Origin of the sequence: Mycobacterium sp. TKK-01-0059 (genome assembly GCF_000709305.1) — a bacterium.
Taxonomy (GTDB): domain Bacteria; phylum Actinomycetota; class Actinomycetes; order Mycobacteriales; family Mycobacteriaceae; genus Mycobacterium; species Mycobacterium intracellulare.
Genome location: NZ_KL446993.1, coordinates 2,186,608 through 2,203,388, shown reverse-complemented (window position 1 = coordinate 2,203,388; position 16,781 = coordinate 2,186,608). Strand labels below are relative to the sequence as shown.

Annotated in this window: 14 protein-coding genes; 9 read left to right on the top strand and 5 right to left on the bottom strand. The window is 68.1% G+C overall.

Translation table 11 applies throughout. The features are described 5' to 3' along the window. Positions 1–3: 3 nt before the first annotated feature. Positions 4–1,359, bottom strand: coding sequence for a WS/DGAT/MGAT family O-acyltransferase (locus K883_RS10605; RefSeq protein WP_036454425.1), 1,356 nt, complete (start codon positions 1,357–1,359; stop codon positions 4–6). A 162-nt stretch (positions 1,360–1,521) separates the two neighbouring features. Further along, positions 1,522–2,379, bottom strand: a complete 858-nt coding sequence (locus K883_RS10600; protein ID WP_036455409.1) for an SDR family NAD(P)-dependent oxidoreductase — start codon at positions 2,377–2,379, stop codon at positions 1,522–1,524. A gap of 114 nt (positions 2,380–2,493) precedes the next feature. On the opposite strand from K883_RS10600, the gene K883_RS10595 reads away from it, so the two are divergent. Genes K883_RS10595 through K883_RS10580 form a run of 4 tightly spaced genes read left to right on the top strand, consistent with a single transcriptional unit; the run spans position 2,494 to position 5,442 of the window. After that, positions 2,494–3,579, top strand: coding sequence for an NAD(P)H-dependent amine dehydrogenase family protein (locus K883_RS10595; protein ID WP_036455407.1), 1,086 nt, complete (start codon positions 2,494–2,496; stop codon positions 3,577–3,579). Beyond that, positions 3,576–4,067, top strand: coding sequence for a VOC family protein (locus tag K883_RS10590; protein WP_036454420.1), 492 nt, complete (start codon positions 3,576–3,578; stop codon positions 4,065–4,067). Before K883_RS10595 ends, K883_RS10590 begins: the two co-directional genes overlap by 4 nt. Further along, positions 4,064–4,837, top strand: a complete 774-nt coding sequence (locus K883_RS10585) for an SDR family NAD(P)-dependent oxidoreductase (RefSeq protein WP_036454417.1) — start codon at positions 4,064–4,066, stop codon at positions 4,835–4,837. The genes K883_RS10590 and K883_RS10585 overlap by 4 nt, the downstream gene beginning before the upstream one ends. Beyond that, a complete protein-coding gene (locus K883_RS10580; protein WP_036454414.1) occupies positions 4,834–5,442 on the top strand; it encodes a TetR/AcrR family transcriptional regulator in 609 nt (202 codons plus the stop codon). The genes K883_RS10585 and K883_RS10580 overlap by 4 nt, the downstream gene beginning before the upstream one ends. A 4-nt stretch (positions 5,443–5,446) precedes the next feature. On the opposite strand, the gene K883_RS10575 is transcribed toward K883_RS10580, so the two are convergent. After that, complete coding sequence (locus K883_RS10575) at positions 5,447–6,436, bottom strand: D-2-hydroxyacid dehydrogenase family protein (RefSeq protein WP_020821391.1); 990 nt, start codon at positions 6,434–6,436, stop codon at positions 5,447–5,449. Between the two features lie 54 nt (positions 6,437–6,490). Between K883_RS10575 and K883_RS10570 the strand changes: the two genes are divergently transcribed. Next, positions 6,491–7,369 (top strand): PfkB family carbohydrate kinase, encoded by an 879-nt coding sequence (locus K883_RS10570; protein ID WP_036454410.1) that lies wholly within the window; start codon positions 6,491–6,493, stop codon positions 7,367–7,369. On the opposite strand, the gene K883_RS10565 is transcribed toward K883_RS10570, so the two are convergent. Next, positions 7,359–8,783, bottom strand: coding sequence for a short-chain fatty acyl-CoA regulator family protein (locus K883_RS10565; RefSeq protein WP_036455405.1), 1,425 nt, complete (start codon positions 8,781–8,783; stop codon positions 7,359–7,361). The two genes, K883_RS10570 and K883_RS10565, sit on opposite strands and share 11 nt — an antisense overlap. Positions 8,784–8,902: 119 nt before the next feature. On the opposite strand from K883_RS10565, the gene prpD reads away from it, so the two are divergent. Genes prpD through K883_RS10545 form a run of 4 tightly spaced genes read left to right on the top strand, consistent with a single transcriptional unit; the run spans position 8,903 to position 15,838 of the window. Continuing rightward, complete coding sequence (gene prpD / locus K883_RS10560) at positions 8,903–10,408, top strand: 2-methylcitrate dehydratase PrpD (RefSeq protein WP_036454408.1); 1,506 nt, start codon at positions 8,903–8,905, stop codon at positions 10,406–10,408. Further along, positions 10,408–11,325: a methylisocitrate lyase gene (prpB, locus tag K883_RS10555; RefSeq protein ID WP_036454406.1), complete on the top strand. Its 918-nt coding sequence runs from the start codon at positions 10,408–10,410 to the stop codon at positions 11,323–11,325. The genes prpD and prpB overlap by 1 nt, the downstream gene beginning before the upstream one ends. Beyond that, positions 11,322–12,449, top strand: coding sequence for a bifunctional 2-methylcitrate synthase/citrate synthase (locus K883_RS10550; protein WP_036454405.1), 1,128 nt, complete (start codon positions 11,322–11,324; stop codon positions 12,447–12,449). The genes prpB and K883_RS10550 overlap by 4 nt, the downstream gene beginning before the upstream one ends. Positions 12,450–12,454: 5 nt before the next feature. Continuing rightward, positions 12,455–15,838 carry a pyruvate carboxylase gene (locus K883_RS10545; RefSeq protein WP_036454403.1) on the top strand — a complete coding sequence of 1,128 codons (3,384 nt, stop codon included), beginning with the start codon at positions 12,455–12,457 and terminating at the stop codon, positions 15,836–15,838. Between the two features lie 10 nt (positions 15,839–15,848). Here K883_RS10545 and K883_RS10540 read toward each other — a convergent pair whose 3' ends face one another. After that, a complete protein-coding gene (locus K883_RS10540) occupies positions 15,849–16,760 on the bottom strand; it encodes an HpcH/HpaI aldolase/citrate lyase family protein (protein ID WP_036454401.1) in 912 nt (303 codons plus the stop codon). Positions 16,761–16,781: the final 21 nt, after the last annotated feature.

Sequence of the window (16,781 nt, the reverse complement as noted above, 5' to 3'; positions counted from 1 at the left end):
CTTCTATTCCCCCACAGCGCGTTCCAGATCCTTGAGCGAGGATTCCAGATGCGCGAGCAGGCGCTGCAGGTGTGGCACGCTGCGCCGGCACCCCACCAGACCGAAGTCCAGATTGCCGGCGTTGCTGGCCAGGGTGATGTTCAGCGCCTGGCCGTCCAGCGCGATGGACAGCGGATAGTTGCCGTCGAGCCGCGCTCCCCCGTAGTAGATCGGCTGCGTGGGCCCCGGCACGTTCGAAATGATGATGTTGAAAGGCGGCGACGTCGACGCCACCCAGCCCGGCACCGCCGCCAACGCCAGCGCCGACGTGTTGACGGCGGACAGCGCCAGCGCCTGAAGCCGCGGCAACTGCGAGAAGACTTTCTTGTTGCTGCACATCGAATCGCTGATGGTCAGCAGACGCTGCGCGGGATCGTCGGTGTCGGTCGCGAGGTTGCACAGGATGGCTCCGACCATGTTGCCACCGGCGTCGGCCTCCTCCTCGGTGCGCAGGCTCACCGGGACCATCGCGATCAGCGGCGTGTCCGGCAGCGCGTTCTGCTCGAGCAGGTAATAGCGCAGGGCCCCCGAACACATCGCCAAGACGACGTCGTTCACCGTGACGCCCGCGGCCCGCTTCACGCTTTTGATGCGGTCCAGCGACCAGGACTGCGCGGCGCAGCGGCGAGCGCCGCCGATCTTGACGTTCAACATGGTCTTCGGCGCGCCGAACGGCAACGTCAGCTGCTGCTCGAGTAGCGCGGCGCGCGCCAGTCCCACCGTCGAGGGAGCAAGTGCCGCAACGGATCCCGCCGCACGGGCCAATGAACTCAAGCGAGACGACGTGCTGGATCTGCGCTTGGGTTTGCTCAGGCTCCACGGGGCGCGGATCTCGGGGTCGTCGGGGTCGGTGGACAGCGCGCGCTGCATCAGCTTCTGCGCCGAGACGCCGTCGATCAGTGCATGGTGCACCTTGGTGTAGATGGCGAACCGGCCGTCCTTGAGGCCTTCGACGATGTGCGTCTCCCACAACGGGCGATGACGGTCCAGCAGCGTGCTGTGCCACCGCGACGTCAGCTCGAGCAGTTCGCGGACCCGTTTGGGTGACGGCAGCGCCGAACGCCGGACGTGATAGTCGACATCGATGTCGTCGTCATACGACCACCCCAGGTTCGCGATGCCGCCGACGAACTTCGCGGGATGCTTGCGAAACGTGGGTTGGAACTCCCGCTGAGCGGTCAGTTGCTTGTGCAGCTCACGGGCGAAGCCGCGCCCCGCACCCGGCGGGGGCTCGAACAACTGCAAGCCTCCGACGTGCATGGGATGTTCGCGAGACTCTCCCAGGAGAAAGATCGCGTCGGTGGGCATCATCAGTTCCATCCACCCATTAGACCGCGACTGACGCCGCTGTGTGCATGTCTGCCCAGATCGGCGACGAGCCGATTCGCCGCCGGTCGGTCGCGGTGACCGCGAACGCGGCAGTGGGTCGTGCGGTGATCGCGCGAGTCCCGTTGTCCCAGAAGGGTTCCAGCTACCAGCCGGTCACAACAGGTCGGTGATCGTCTTCAGCCCCGCGTCATAGAGCACACCGGGCAGCATCCCGCCGTCACATTCGATGGTGGTGCCGTTGACGAAGTCGGCCTGCCCGCCCGCGAGGAACACGCACACCCGCCCCACCTCCGCGGGCTCGCCGGCGCGGCGCAGCGGAACGGCGGCGAAGTACTTCTCTCCGGTCGGATCGTCCTTGGGCAGCACAAACGACCGGAAGTTTTCCGTCATCGTCGGGCCCAACGCCACGCAGTTGACGCGGACCTTCGGCCCCCACTCCTCGGCCAGGGATCGGGTGAGGTGGTTGAGGCCGCTTTTGGCCGCGCCGTAGGAGACCAGCGTCGGCGATCCCGCCGGATGTCCCGCGCCGCTGGAGATGTTGATGATGCAACCGACGCCGTCCTGGGTCTGCATCTGCCGATAGGCGCGGATGGCGAACCACAGCGGGCTGATCAGGTTCATCTGCACCGCGAACGCATGGAACAGGGCGGTGCGCGCGTACTCGTCGTCGCTGGCGGGCGCGCCCTGAATGCGTTGCACCAGTTCGGGAATGCTCTCGACGTGCGGCGCCGGAACGGTGCCGCCGGCGTTGTTCACCAGGATGTCGACCCGGCCGTGGGCGGCCACGACGTCCGCGACGAACGAGTCGATCGACCGATAGTCACCCTGATCGCAGACCCTCTGGAAAGCGCGGGGCGCCCAGTCGTTTTCGATGCCGGGGAGGCCATCGAGCGGCGAACGCGAGCAGCCGATGACCGTCGCGCCCGCCCGCAGCAGCTCGTGGGCGATGCCGACGCCCACGCCGCGGCTGGTGCCGGTCACGATCGCGATCTTCCCGTCGAGGACGCTCATCAACAGACCCTTCCCGAAGTAGGCGATCATTGACAGTCACTGTCAGCAAGTCATAGCCTGCCATTTTGTTCGCCGATGTGTAAAGGTCGCGCACCGCCGTCCGGGAGGTCAATGATGAGTAGCCCGTCCAAACTTCGTGTCATCCAGTGGGCCACCGGCGGTGTGGGTAAGGCGGCGATCCAGTGCGTCCTCAATCACCCACAGCTGGAACTCGTCGGGTGCTGGGTGCACAGCGCGGACAAGAACGGTGTCGACGTCGGGCGGATCATCGGCACCCAGGATCTCGGTGTCACGGCCACCACCAGCATCGACGAGGTGCTGGCGCTGGACGCCGACTGCGTCATGTACAGCCCGCTGATCCCGAACGACGACGAGGTCATCGCGATTCTGCGGTCCGGCAAGAACGTCGTCACACCGGTCGGCTGGGTCTACCCCGATCCGGCCAACCCGCGCCACCGGGCCGTCGCCGACGCCGCGGCGGAAAACGGTGTCACGCTGCATGGTTCGGGGATCCACCCCGGGGGCATCACGGAGCGATTCCCGCTCATGGTGTCCTCGTTGTCGTCGGCGATCACGCACGTGCGCGCCGAGGAGTTCTCCGACATCCGCACCTACAACGCACCCGACGTGGTCCGCCACATCATGGGATTCGGCGGCACGCCCGAGGAGGCCACCCAGGGACCGATGGCCGGACTGCTCGACGGGGGCTTCAAGCAGTCGGTGCGGATGATCGCCGATCACATGGGATTTCGCATCGATCCCAACATCAGAACCATCCAAGATGTCGCGGTGGCGACCGCGGAGATCGACTACGACCCCTTCCCGATCACCGTCGGCACCGTGGCGGCGCGCCGCTTCCGCTGGCAAGCGCTGGTCGATGGCGAGCCGGTCATCACCGCGGCGGTCAACTGGCTGATGGGTGAGGAAAACCTGGATCCCGCCTGGGATTTCGGCGGGCGCGGCGAACGCTTCGAGGTCGACATCACCGGCGACCCCGACGTGAGCCTCACCTTCAAGGGGCTGCAGCCGGAGACGATCGCCGAAGGGCTGATCAAGAATCCGGGCGTCGTGGTCACCGCCAACCACTGCATCAACGCCGTTCCCGACGTCTGCGCCTCCGAACCGGGCATCAAGACCTACCTCGATCTGCCGTTGTTCGCCGGCCGCCCGGCCCCGAATCTTGCGGCGGTCAGGCCATGACCCTCGAGGACGTGTCGTTCTGCCACCTCGTCGTCGGCGTCACCGACATGGACCGCGCGCTGGCGTTCTACCGCGACGTCCTGGGCATGGACGTGGTCTTCGAAACGCTCATCTCCGGAGAGCCTTTCGATGCGGTGTTGCACGCGACCCGCAAGCAGGAGGGGCGCGTCGTCGGCGGGCTGCTGGGCGGGTTGATGATCGAGCTGCTGTCGATCGGCACCAATGCGACCGAACACAAACCGCGACGGGGCATCACCGGGATCCATAACGTCTCGCTGTCGGTGCCCGACCTCGACGACACCCATCGCCGCATCGTCTCCGCCGGTTACACCCCCGACCAGGACCCCTTCGAGATCGGTGGTGTCCGAATGTTTTTCGTCAAGGATCCGGACGGGACCCCGGTGGAGTTCATCGAACTGCCCAACGGCGCGCGGAGCACCTACGAACTGCACCGGGGCGTGGCGCTGCAGATGGGACCCGCCGAATGAGCTACAGCCACCCCGATTCGATGCGCGGACACGTCGCGATCGTCACCGGCGCCGCCCAGGGGGTCGGCAAGGGCGTGGCCACCGCGTTGCTCGAACGCGGCGCGGCGGTGCTGCTGGTCGACATCCAGGAGGAAGCCCTCGAGGCGACCACCACCGAACTCGCCGCGATCGGACGGGTCGAACGGCTCGTCGCCGACCTGCGCGACCCCGACAGTGCGCCGCGGATCGCGGCCGCCGCGATCGACGCCTTCGGTGCCGTGCACGGCCTGGTGAACAACGCGATCGCCACCAACGAGCCCAAGGCGTTCGTCGACATCACCACCGAAGACCTCGCGCTCGGCTACGACGTCGGGCCCCGGGCGACCTTCCTGCTCATGCAGGCCGTGCACCCGCTGATGGTCAGGGAGGGCGGCGGGTCGATCGTCAACCTCGGCTCCGGGACGGGTACCGGCGGCGAGCCCAAGTGGGGCGGGTACGCGGCCGCCAAGGAAGGCATCCGCGGGCTGTCCAAGGTCGCGGCGCTCGAATGGGGACGCGACAACATCCGCGTCAACGTCATCTGCCCATTCGCCGAGTCGGACGGCGTCAAGTACTGGAAGTCGTTCGCGCCCAAGGAATACGAGAAGGCCGTGGGCCGCGTCCCGATGAAGCGCATCGGCGACGTCCGCACCGACGTGGGCGCGCTGGTGGCGTTCCTGCTCGGCGGTGACGCGACGTTCATCACCGGGCAGACCATCCACGTCGACGGCGGGATCGGCTGCTTCCGGTGACCTCGCCCACCCGACCAGAGTCGCTCCGCGATCGGCAGCGCGCGCAGATCCGCGCCGACATCCGGCGCGCGGCGTTCCGGCTGTTCGTGGAGCGCGGGTATGACGCGGTGACGACGGAGGAAATCGCCACGGCCGCGGGCGTTTCCCCGCGCACCTTCTTCCGCCACGTGCCGGCGAAGGAGGAGCTGCTGCTCGCGCCGGTGCGCTATGGCGGCGCCGCGATCGTCAACCTCCTCGAAGGCCGCCCGGCCGCCGAACCACCCGACATTGCGCTGATCAACGCCATCGTCACCCGCACCCGCTCGTTCGAGCAGGCCGACACCGAGGAATGGCGCGAAGCCCTGCTGGTGGCCACCGACCTGCTTGACAAGGTCACGGTGCACCGGCCCGCCGACAAGGACCGGGCGACCAAACTCATCGCCGAACGAATGGGCGTCAACGCCGACGACGATCTGCGTCCCGGCTTGCTGGTCCAACTGGCCTTCGCGGCGGCGGATTTCGCCTTCCAGCAATGGGTACGACAATCGGGAAAGCCGCGGCCGCTCGACCGCTACGTCACCGAGGCTCTCGACGCGGTCAAAAGCCCGCACTGGAAACGGAAGTGAGCGGTCAGCGTCGGTGCAACACCTCGGGATTGGCGATCCGAACGGGCGTCCCGTCCAGCCATGCCACCACTGACTCCACGGTGTCGGAGTAGAAGGCGCCGAGCATCTCCCGGGTGACGTACCCCAGGTGGGGAGACAGCGTCACATTCGGCAGCCGCCGCAACCGGTGATCGCCGGGCAGCGGTTCGACGTCGAACACGTCCAGCCCGGCGCCGGCGATACGCCCGGACTCCAACACGGCGAGCAGCGCCGCCTCGTCGACGATCGGACCCCGCGACGTGTTGATCAGGTAGGCGTGCGGCCTCATCAAGGCCAGCTCGGACGCGCCGACCAGCCCCCGGGTGCGCTCCGAGAGCACCACATGGATGGAGACCACGTCGGAGGCGGCGAACAGCTCCGCCTTCTGCACGCGCCGGGCCCCCACGCTCGCGGCCGTGTCCGCCGTGAGATTTTGGCTCCACGCGATCACGTCCATGCCGAACGCCTTGGCATACTCGGCCATTCGTTTGCCGACCCTGCCGAGACCGAGCAGGCCGAGCGTCTTGCCCGCCAGCGTGATACCCGCGGCGCTCTGCCAGCCGCCGTCGCGCATGTTGCGATGCTCTTCGGCGAGATTGCGCACCGTCGCGATCATCAGCCCCCACGCGAGTTCCGGTGTCGCATCGCGCATTGCCCTGAATCGGGGATGCGCGAAATCGGAGTGAGCGACCAGGATCCCGTGCTCGGTGGCGGCGGCCAGGTCCAGGTTCGGCAGGCTCTTGCCGACGATGGTGATCAGTTTCAGGTTCGGCAGCCGCGCGATGAGGGTCGACGGAAACGCCATCCGCTCGCGCAGGGTGCACACCACGTCGAACGGCCGCAGCGCTTCGGCGGCCGCGTCCTCGGAGAGGTGGCGATCGAAAACGGTTACCTCCGAGCGTGTCTGCACGGGTGACCAGTCGGCGACCTGCAATGCCACTCCCGCGTAGTCGTCGAGTACCGCGACCTTGGGCATGGCTCACTCGATCATCGCGTTGCCGTGCCCGTCAAGACCGGGCACTGTGGACCCATGGGCGTTGTCGTGATCGGCCAGATCGCACGCGATCTGGTGCTGCGTACCGATGGGCCGCCGACGACCGACGATTCCACCACGATCCTGCAGCGCAAGGAGCTGCTGGGCGGCAAGGGCGCCAATCAGGCGGTCGGCCTGGCGCAGCTGGGTGTGCCGGTCGCCCTCATCGCGGTGGCCGGTGACGACGATGCGGGGGCGTCGGTCCTGGCGCAGGCCCAACGGGACGGCATCGACGTCGGCGGCGTCGCGCGTCGCGGCACCACGGCGCTGTTGATCGATGTGGTCCCAAAACCGCCGGAACGCATGCTCCTCGAAGACGTGCCCGAAAGCTCGCTGATCCAAGTCGCCGACCTCGATCGGTCCGCGTTCGACACCGCCGACACCGTTTCCATTCAGCTGCAGCAGCCGCCGGCCACCGCGTTGGAAGCCGCGCAACGCGCTCGGCGGCGGGGTCTGCGCGTCGTGGCCGACGGCGCGCCCGCCGAGCACATTCGGGCCGACCTGCTCGCGGCGGTCGACGTGATCCGCGCCGACGCCACGGAAGCCTCGCTCATCGCGGGCCGGGAGATCGGCACGGCGGCGCAGGCGCGCGAGCTGGCCGACCGCCTGTTGACCTGCGGTCCGGGACTGGTCGCCCTCGCGGTTCCGAAGGTCGGTGACCTGGTGGCGTGGGACGGTGGCAGCCGGCTCTTCGAATTCGCCGACGTCGACGTGGTGGATCCGACCGGCGCGGGCGACGCGTTCGTGGCCGGGCTGATCGCCGCGCTGCGTGATGGCGCCGCACCACCGGAGGCCGGTGAACTGGCGGCCGCGGCCGCCAGCGCCACCGTTCAGCGCCTCGGCGGCCGGCCCGACCTGACCGCGCTCAATACGTGATCGCCGGCGGGTACGGCAGATCGGTGCTGCTGTGGGGGTCGACGTACACCGGGTGGCCGAGGTATGGGAACGCGCGTTGCGGGCACGCGGGCCGGTCGCAGATCTTGCAGCCGGCGCCGATCGGCACGATCGACTCGGCGTCGCCCAAATCGATGCCGACGGAGTAGATCAGCTTCTCCGCGTGCGCGACGTCGCACCCCAGTCCGATGGCGAAACTCTTGTCCGGGCCGAGGTATCGGCTCGGCTCCGTCGTGGTGGTTCGCGCGACCCAGAAGTAGGTGCGCTCGTCGGGCATCTGCGCGACTTGGGTCAGAAACTGGCCGGGCCGGGAGAATGCGTGGTGGACCACCCACAGCGGACAGTTGCCGCCGACGCGTGAGAAGTGAAAAGCGGTGGCGGACTGGCGTTTAGAGATGTTGCCGGCGCTGTCGGTGCGGACGAAGATGAACGGCACGCCCCGCGCGTTCGGGCGCTGCAGGGTGGACAGCCGGTGGCAGATGGTTTCGAATCCCACCTCGAATCGCCTTGCCAGCTGGTCGATGTCGTAGCGGACGTCCTCGGCGGCCTCGAGGAATCTCAGGTAGGGAAGCAGCAGGGCGCCGGCGAAATAGTTGGCCAGCCCGATACGCGCCACGCTGCGGGCGTCGTCGCTGAGCTGGTCGTCGCCGGCGATGATCCCGGTGATCAACTTGGCCTGGGTGAGCAGGGCGATCTGGGTGGCGAGTTGAAAGGCACGCTGGCCCGGATGCAGCCACCGAGCCAGGTACAGGGTTTTCGATTCGGGCGCGAACCGGCGTTTGGAGTTGGGATCCAACACCTGACCGTCGTCGATCACCACCGAGACGCCGAGCTGTTCGGCGAGCAGCTCCGCGAGCTGGCCGTCGAGTCCGCCGATTCGCAAGTGGTTCTTGGTGAACAGCTCTTCGGCCGCGAGATCCAGTTCGCCGATGTAGTTCTTGCGGTCGTAGAAGAAATCGCGAACCTCTTCGAACGGCATCGGCTGCTGGGACAGCGACGACGCGTCCGAGGCTTCCGAATTCGCGCGACTGTGCAGGGCCTCCAGGTCGGCCGTCGTGTCGTGCAGCCGCCTGTGCAGGTTGACCAGGGTCTGACCTATCGCGGGCATGCGGGCGACGAGCTCCTCGACCTGCCCGGCCGTCGCGGGCGCCTCGGCGAGCACCTCCCGCAGGTCGGAGATCAAGCGGGCGTCGGACTCCGGCGCGAAGTACTGGCTCGGCAGGTCGAATCGTTCGGTGAGCGTGAGCAGTACCGGAACGGTGATCGGGCGCTGGTCATTTTCCAGCTGGTTGACGTAGCTGGTCGACAGCCCCAGGACGCGGGCCAGCGCCACCTGGGTCAGCCCCTGTTCCTCGCGCAATCGCCGTAGCCGCGCGCCGGCGAACGTCTTCGCCACGGATCCCACCGTACGCCCAACCCCTTTCACAACATTCGCAAACTGCCGCGGAGAAGGACACAAGTTTACGCTTTTACAGGGGATTTACGCCGACTTCAGCCCTGCGTACTGTGCGAGTTATGCGCATTCACGATGTTCGGACGCGTCGTAGCGCCGACGACTTCCCCCGCAGTGAACACCTCGCGTGGAAGATCGCCGAGGTCGCGGCCGACCCGGTCGCCGTGCCCGTCGACGTCGAGGCGATGGTGATCAACCGCATCATCGACAACGCCGCCGTCTCGGCCGCCTCGCTGGTCCGCCGGCCGGTGGCGGTCGCGCGGGCTCAGGCGCGGGCGCACCCCGCCGCGGCCAAGGGCGCCAAGGTTTTCGGGATCGAGGGCGACTACTCCCCGGAGTGGACGGCCTGGGCCAACGGCGTCGCGGTGCGCGAATTGGATTTCCACGACACGTTTCTGGCCGCCGAGTACTCGCATCCGGGCGACAACATTCCCGCCCTGGTGGCGGTGGCGCAGCACCTGGGGATCGGCGGCGCCGACCTGATCCGGGGCATCGCGACCGGCTACGAGATCCAGATCGACCTGGTCAAGGGAATCTGCCTGCACGAGCACAAGATTGACCACGTCGCGCACCTGGGCCCGTCGGTGGCGGCCGGCCTGGGCACGATGTTGGGCCTGGACAAAGAGACGATCTATCAGGCCATCGGCCAGGCGCTGCACCTTACGACGTCGACCCGGCAGTCGCGCAAGGGCCTGATCTCGAGCTGGAAGGCGTACGCGCCCGCCTGGGCGGGCAAGGTCGCCATCGAGGCCGTCGACCGCGCCATGCGCGGTGAGGGTGCGCCGGCCCCGATCTGGGAGGGCGAGGACGGGGTGATCGCCTGGCTGCTTTCGGGGCGCGAGCACACCTATCACGTCCCGCTGCCCGAGCCCGGCGAGCCCAAGCGCGCCATCCTCGACAGCTACACCAAGGAACACTCGGCGGAGTATCAGAGTCAGGCGCTGATCGACCTCGCGCGCCGGATGCGCGAACGGATCGGCGATCTGAACCAGGTCGCGACGATCGTTCTGCACACCAGCCATCACACCCACTACGTGATCGGCACCGGGTCGGGCGATCCGCAGAAGTTCGATCCCGACGCTTCGCGCGAGACGCTGGATCACTCGGTGATGTACATCTTCGCGGTCGCGCTGCAGGACGGCGCCTGGCATCACGAGCGCTCGTATGCTCCGCAGCGGGCGCGCCGCCCCGACACCGTCGAGCTGTGGCACAAGATCTCGACGGTCGAGGATCCCGAATGGACCCGGCGCTACCACTCCACCGATCCGGCGGAGAAGGCGTTCGGCGCGCGCGCGGAGGTCACCCTCAAAAACGGCGAGGTCATCGTCGACGAGATCGCCGTCGCCGACGCTCATCCGCTGGGGGCGCGGCCATTCGAGCGCAAGCAGTACATCGGGAAGTTCACCGAGCTGGCCGAGGGCGTGGTCGGCGAGGCCGAGCAGCAGCGGTTCCTGTCGGCGGCCGAAGCCCTGGCGGACCTGCAGGCGGGCGCTGTGGGCGCGCTCAACATCACGGTCGCTCCGCTGATACTCGACAAGGCCCCCGCGATCGGGCCGGGGATCTTCTGATGGGCGGGCTGATCGGCGGGGCCGTGCCGGCGACCGACAAGCGGGCGCGGTTCCGCGCCACGCTGGAAAGCGGTCGGCTGCAACGGTTCCCGGGCGCCTTCTCACCACTGGTGGCCAAGCTTGTCGCCGAGCTCGGGTTCGACGGCGTGTACGTGTCGGGCGCGGCGCTCTCGGCCGACCTCGGCCTGCCCGACATCGGCCTGACCACCCTGACCGAGGTCAGCGGGCGAGGCGCCCAGATCGCGGGGGTGAGCGACCTGCCCACCCTGATCGACGCCGACACCGGCTTCGGTGAGCCGATGAGCGCGGCGCGCACGGTGACGGTGCTCGAGGACGCCGGCCTCGCGGGCTGCCACCTGGAGGACCAGGAAAACCCCAAGCGCTGCGGGCATCTCGACGGCAAGGCCGTGGTGCCGGCCGGCGAGATGATCAAACGGCTGCGGGCCGCCGTCTCCGCGCGCCGCGACCCGAATTTCATCGTCTGCGCCCGCACCGATGCCGCCGGCATCGAGGGGGTGGGGGCGGCGATCGAGCGCGCCAAGGCCTACGCCGACGCGGGTGCGGACCTGATCTTCACCGAAGCCTTAGGCAGCCCAACGGAATTCGAGCGGTTCCGCGCCGCGGTGGACACACCCTTGCTGGCCAACATGACCGAGTTCGGCAAGTCGCCGCTGCTGACCACCCAACAGCTGTCCGACATCGGCTACAACGTGGTGATCTACCCCGTCACCACGCTGCGGCTGGCCATGCACGCCGTCGAGGCGGGCCTTCGCGAAATCGCCGAGACCGGAACACAATCCGGCCTGACCGAGCGGATGCAGCACCGCAGCCGCCTCTACGAATTGCTGCGCTACGCCGATTACAGCCAATTCGATTCCGACCTCTACAACTTTTCCGTCCAAGGAGTCGCGCCATGAGCATCGTCGAAGACAACCAGCCCCGCATTTACAAAGGCCTGGCCGGCGTCGTCGTCGACACCACCGCCATCTCCAAGGTCGTCCCGGAGACCAACTCCCTGACCTACCGCGGGTACGCCGTACAGGACCTCGCGGCCGCGTGCAGCTTCGAGCAGGTCGCCTACCTGCTGTGGCACGGCGAGCTGCCCGACGAGCAGCAGCTGGCGCTGTTCACCCAGCGGGAACGAGCGGCGCGTCGGCTGAACCGGTCCCAGCTGTCGCTGCTGACCAAATTGCCCGACACCTGCCACCCCATGGACGTCGTGCGCACCTTCATCAGCTCGATGGGCGCCGAAGACCCCGACGAGGACGACAACAGCCCGGCGGCCAACTACGCCAAGGCCTTGCGGATGTTCGCGGTGCTGCCCACCGTCGTCGCGGCCGACATGCGCCGCCAGCGCGGACTGGAACCCATCGCGCCCCACAGCCACATGAGCTACGCCCAGAATTTCCTGCACATGTGCTTCGGCGACGTCCCGGAGCAGGTGATCGTCGACGCGTTCGAACAGTCGATGGTGCTCTACGCCGAGCACAGCTTCAACGCATCCACCTTCGCCGCGCGCGTGGTCACCTCGACCCAGTCCGACATCTACAGCGCGGTCACGGCCGCCATCGGCGCGCTCAAGGGCTCGCTGCACGGCGGGGCCAACGAAGCGGTCATGCACGACATGATCGAAATCGGAAGCGCCGAACGGGCTTCGGAGTGGTTGTCTGGCAAGCTGGATCGCGGCGACAAGATCATGGGCTTCGGTCACCGCGTCTACAAGAACGGCGACTCCCGGGTGCCGACCATGAAGGCGGCGCTCACGCGCGTCGCCGCCGCGCGCGACGGTCAAAAGTGGCTCGACATCTACGAGGTCCTGGAAAAGGGGATGGCCCAAGCCAATGGCATCAAGCCGAACCTGGACTTTCCCACCGGCCCGGCCTATTACCTGATGGGCTTCGACATCGGGGCCTTCACCCCGATTTTCGTGATGAGCCGGATCACCGGATGGACGGCGCACATCATCGAGCAGACCGCGTCGAACGCGTTGATCCGTCCGCTGAGCGAGTATGTCGGACCGCCGCAACGCGCTCTATCGTAAGTACCGTGTTGACGAAAGTCCTGGTCGCCAATCGCGGCGAGATCGCGATCCGCGCCTTCCGCGCCGCCTACGAACTGGAAATGGCCACCGTGGCGGTCTACCCCTACGAGGACCGCAATTCGGTGCACCGGCTCAAGGCCGACGAGTCGTACCAGATCGGCGAGGAGGGTCACCCGGTCCGCGCCTACCTGTCGGTCGACGACATCGTCGCCACGGCGCTGGCGTGCGGGGCGGACGCCATCTACCCGGGCTACGGGTTCCTGTCCGAGAACCCGGACCTGGCGGCGGCGTGCGCGGCGGCGGGCATCACGTTCGTCGGCCCGACCGCCGAGGTGCTCGAGCTCACCGGCAACAAGGCGCGCGCGATCGCGGCGGCGCGGGCGGCGGGCCTGCCGGTGCTGGCGTCCTCGGCGCCCTCGACATCGGTGGACGAGCTGGTGACGGCCGCCGAGTCGATGACGTTTCCGCTGTTCGTCAAGGCGGTCGCCGGTGGTGGCGGCCGCGGGATGCGTCGGGTCACCGACCCCGCGGCGCTGCCGGAGGCGATCGAGGCGGCCAGCCGGGAGGCCGAATCCGCCTTCGGGGATGCCTCGGTGTTTCTCGAACAGGCGGTGATCAACCCGCGCCACATCGAGGTCCAGATCCTGGCGGACAACCACGGCAACGTGATCCACCTCTACGAACGGGACTGCAGCGTGCAGCGGCGGCACCAGAAGGTGATCGAGATCGCCCCGGCGCCGAACCTGGATCCACAACTGCGGATGAGTATTTGCGCCGATGCGGTGGCGTTCGCGCAAAGCATCGGCTACACCTGCGCGGGCACGGTCGAGTTCTTGCTCGACGAGCGCGGCAATCACGTGTTCATCGAGATGAATCCCCGCATCCAGGTGGAGCACACGGTGACCGAGGAGATCACCGACGTCGACCTGGTGTCCGCCCAGCTGCGCATCGCGTCCGGTCAAACGCTGGAAGAGATTGGCCTGCACCAGGATTCGATCGTCCCGCACGGCGCGGCGCTGCAATGCCGCATCACCACCGAAGACCCGGCGAACGGTTTCCGCCCGGACACCGGCCGCATCACCGCCTACCGCACCCCGGGCGGCGCGGGAATACGACTGGACGGCGGCACCACCCTGGGCGCGGAGATCAGCGCGCATTTCGACTCGATGCTGATCAAGCTCAGTTGCCGGGGCCGCGACTTCCCCACCGCGGTGCGCCGCGCCCGGCGGGCGGTCGCGGAGTTCCGCATCCGCGGTGTGTCGACGAACATCCCCTTCCTGCAAGCGGTCCTGGACGACCCCGACTTCCAGGCCGGGCGCATCACCACGTCGTTCATCGAGGAACGCCCGCAGCTGCTCACCGCGCGCAGCTCGGCCGACCGCGGCACCAAGATCCTCAACTACCTGGCCGACGTCACCGTCAACAAGCCCCACGGTGAGCGCCCGTCAACGGTGTACCCGCACGACAAGCTGCCCGACATCGACCTGTCGACCGACCCACCCCCGGGCTCCAAGCAGCGTCTGACCGAACTCGGACCCCAGCGATTCGCGGCCTGGCTCCGCGAGTCGCGCGGCGTCGCCGTCACGGACACCACGTTCCGCGACGCGCACCAGTCGCTGCTGGCGACCCGCGTCCGCACCAGCGGCCTGATCAAGGTCGCGCCCTACCTCGCGCGGACCATGCCGCAACTGTTGTCGGTGGAGTGCTGGGGCGGCGCGACTTACGATGTGGCGCTGCGGTTCTTGAAGGAGGACCCGTGGGAGCGGCTGGCGGCGCTGCGGGAGGCGATGCCCAACATCTGCCTGCAGATGCTGCTGCGCGGGCGCAACACCGTCGGCTACACGCCCTATCCGGAGACGGTGACGACGGCGTTCGTCGAGGAGGCGACGGCCACCGGCATCGACATCTTCCGGATCTTCGACGCGTTGAACAACGTCGACTCGATGCGCCCGGCCATCGACGCGGTGCGCGACACCGGGGCGGCGGTGGCCGAGGTGGCGATGTCCTACACCGGGGATCTCAGCGATCCGGCCGAAAAGCTTTACACGCTCGACTATTACCTCAAGTTGGCCGAACAGATCGTCGAAGCGGGCGCGCACGTCCTGGCGATCAAGGACATGGCCGGGTTGTTACGCGTGCCGGCCGCCGCGACGCTGGTCTCGGCGCTCAAATCCCGGTTCGACCTGCCGGTGCACGTGCATACCCACGACACCCCGGGCGGACAACTCGCGAGCTACGTGGCGGCCTGGCACGCGGGGGCCGACGCCGTCGACGGTGCCGCTGCCCCGCTCGCGGGGACCACCAGCCAGCCCGCGCTGTCATCGATCGTGGCCGCCGCCGCCAACACCGACTACGACACCGGGTTGTCGCTGCCGGCGGTGTGCGACCTGGAACCGTACTGGGAGGCGCTGCGAAAGGTGTACGCGCCGTTCGAATCCGGGCTGCCGTCCCCGACGGGCCGCGTCTACCACCACGAGATCCCCGGTGGCCAACTGTCGAACCTGCGCCAGCAGGCCATCGCGCTGGGTCTCGGCGACCGGTTCGAGGACATCGAAAACGCCTACGCCGGCGCCGACGCCATCCTCGGGCACCTCGTCAAGGTCACGCCGTCGAGCAAGGTGGTCGGCGACCTGGCGCTGGCGCTGGTCGGGGCGGGCGTCAGCGCGCAAGACTTCGCCGAAGATCCCGCGCGCTATGACATCCCGGATTCGGTCATCGGGTTCCTGCGCGGCGAACTCGGCGATCCGCCCGGCGGCTGGCCGGAGCCGTTGCGTACCAAGGCGTTAGACGGCCGCGGCCCGGCCAAGCCCGAGCAGCCGCTGATAGCCGACGATGAAAAGGCGTTGGCCACACCGGGTGCCGAACGGCAGGCGGCGCTGAACCGGCTGCTGTTCCCCGGGCCGGCCAAAGAGCTCGAGGACCACCGCGAGGCCTACGGCGACACCTCCGGATTGAGCGCCAACCAGTTCTTCTACGGGCTGCGCCAGGGGGACGAGCATCGCGTGGAGCTGGAGCGCGGTGTGGAGCTGCTGATCGGGTTGGAGGCCATCTCCGACCCCGACGAACGCGGAATGCGCACCGTGATGTGCATCCTCAACGGTCAGCTGCGGCCCGTCGTGGTGCGCGACCGCAGCATCGCCACCGACGTCCCTGCCGCCGAGAAGGCCGACCGCGCCAATCCCGATCACGTCGCCGCCCCCTTTGCCGGCGTCGTCACGGTCACCGCCGAGGTCGGCGAGGAGGTCGAGGCCGGCCAGACGATCGCGACGATCGAGGCCATGAAGATGGAGGCCGCCGTCACCACCCCCAAGGCCGGCAAGGTCGCGCGAATCGCGGTGTCACGCACCGCACAAGTCGAGGGCGGCGACCTCCTGGTGGTGATCGACTAGCGACGATCGACTAGCCGGTGCCGTTGATCAGGGCAGCGCGCGCCAGCGTCTGCTCCGCCTGCTTGACGTGGGCGGCGTCGACTAGGACGCCGTTCACCCCGACGGCTCCCCGGCCCTTGGCCTCGGCCTCCCGGTAGGCGGCGACGTTGGCTTCGGCGCGGGCGATCTCGTCGGCGGTCGGGGCGTAGACCTCGTTGGCGACCGGAACCTGGTCGGGGTGGATGGCCCACTTCCCGGTGTAGCCGAGCAGCGACGCGCGCCGGGCGTCGCGCTCATACCCGGCGAGGTCGCGGTAGTCGGGGTACGGCGCGTCGATCGCGTCGATGCCCGCGATGCGCGCGGCGACGATCACCTTGTTGCGCGCGTAGGCCCAGAACTCACCCGGATACTCGCCCAGCGGGACGAAGTTGGTGTCCACCCGCGCGCCCTGTGACAGCGAGAAATCGCCCACCCCGAAGATCAGGGCGTCCAGGCGGGGGCTGGCCGCCGCGATCTCTTCGGCGTTGGCCAGGCCTTCGACTTCTTCGATCAGCACCTCGAGGCGAATCCGCTTGCCCAGGTTCAGCTTTGATTCCAGCTGGGTGAGCAGGACATCCACCCACCACACGTCGCGCGCGGTGCGCGCCTTGGGGATGATGATGGTGTCGAGGTTGCGGCCGGCCCTGGTCACCACGTCGATGACGTCGTCGTGGCACCACCGGGTGTCCAGGCCGTTGATCCGCACCGCCCGCGCGGTGCGGCCCCAGTTCAGGTCGTTGAGCGCGCTGACCGCCTTGCCGCGCGATTCCTCCTTGAACGCGGCGGGCGTCGCATCCTCGAGGTCGAGGAACACCAGGTCGGCGCCGCACCCGGCGGCCTTGTCGAACATGTTGTCGTTGCAGGCGGGCACCGCGAGCTCGGAGCGGCGGAGAAGTTTCGTCATGGTTGCTTCCTTCAGTGTCCT

What these genes read in the sequence shown, in the direction of transcription:
- K883_RS10605 (WP_036454425.1), bottom strand. Translation starts at nt 1,359, where the DNA reads ATGGAACTGATGATGCCCACCGACGCGATCTTTCTCCTGGGAGAGTCT.
- K883_RS10600 (WP_036455409.1), bottom strand. Translation starts at nt 2,379, where the DNA reads ATGAGCGTCCTCGACGGGAAGATCGCGATCGTGACCGGCACCAGCCGC.
- K883_RS10595 (WP_036455407.1), top strand. Translation starts at nt 2,494, where the DNA reads ATGAGTAGCCCGTCCAAACTTCGTGTCATCCAGTGGGCCACCGGCGGT.
- K883_RS10590 (WP_036454420.1), top strand. Translation starts at nt 3,576, where the DNA reads ATGACCCTCGAGGACGTGTCGTTCTGCCACCTCGTCGTCGGCGTCACC.
- K883_RS10585 (WP_036454417.1), top strand. Translation starts at nt 4,064, where the DNA reads ATGAGCTACAGCCACCCCGATTCGATGCGCGGACACGTCGCGATCGTC.
- K883_RS10575 (WP_020821391.1), bottom strand. Translation starts at nt 6,436, where the DNA reads ATGCCCAAGGTCGCGGTACTCGACGACTACGCGGGAGTGGCATTGCAG.
- K883_RS10570 (WP_036454410.1), top strand. Translation starts at nt 6,491, where the DNA reads ATGGGCGTTGTCGTGATCGGCCAGATCGCACGCGATCTGGTGCTGCGT.
- prpD (WP_036454408.1), top strand. Translation starts at nt 8,903, where the DNA reads ATGCGCATTCACGATGTTCGGACGCGTCGTAGCGCCGACGACTTCCCC.
- prpB (WP_036454406.1), top strand. Translation starts at nt 10,408, where the DNA reads ATGGGCGGGCTGATCGGCGGGGCCGTGCCGGCGACCGACAAGCGGGCG.
- K883_RS10550 (WP_036454405.1), top strand. Translation starts at nt 11,322, where the DNA reads ATGAGCATCGTCGAAGACAACCAGCCCCGCATTTACAAAGGCCTGGCC.
- K883_RS10540 (WP_036454401.1), bottom strand. Translation starts at nt 16,760, where the DNA reads ATGACGAAACTTCTCCGCCGCTCCGAGCTCGCGGTGCCCGCCTGCAAC.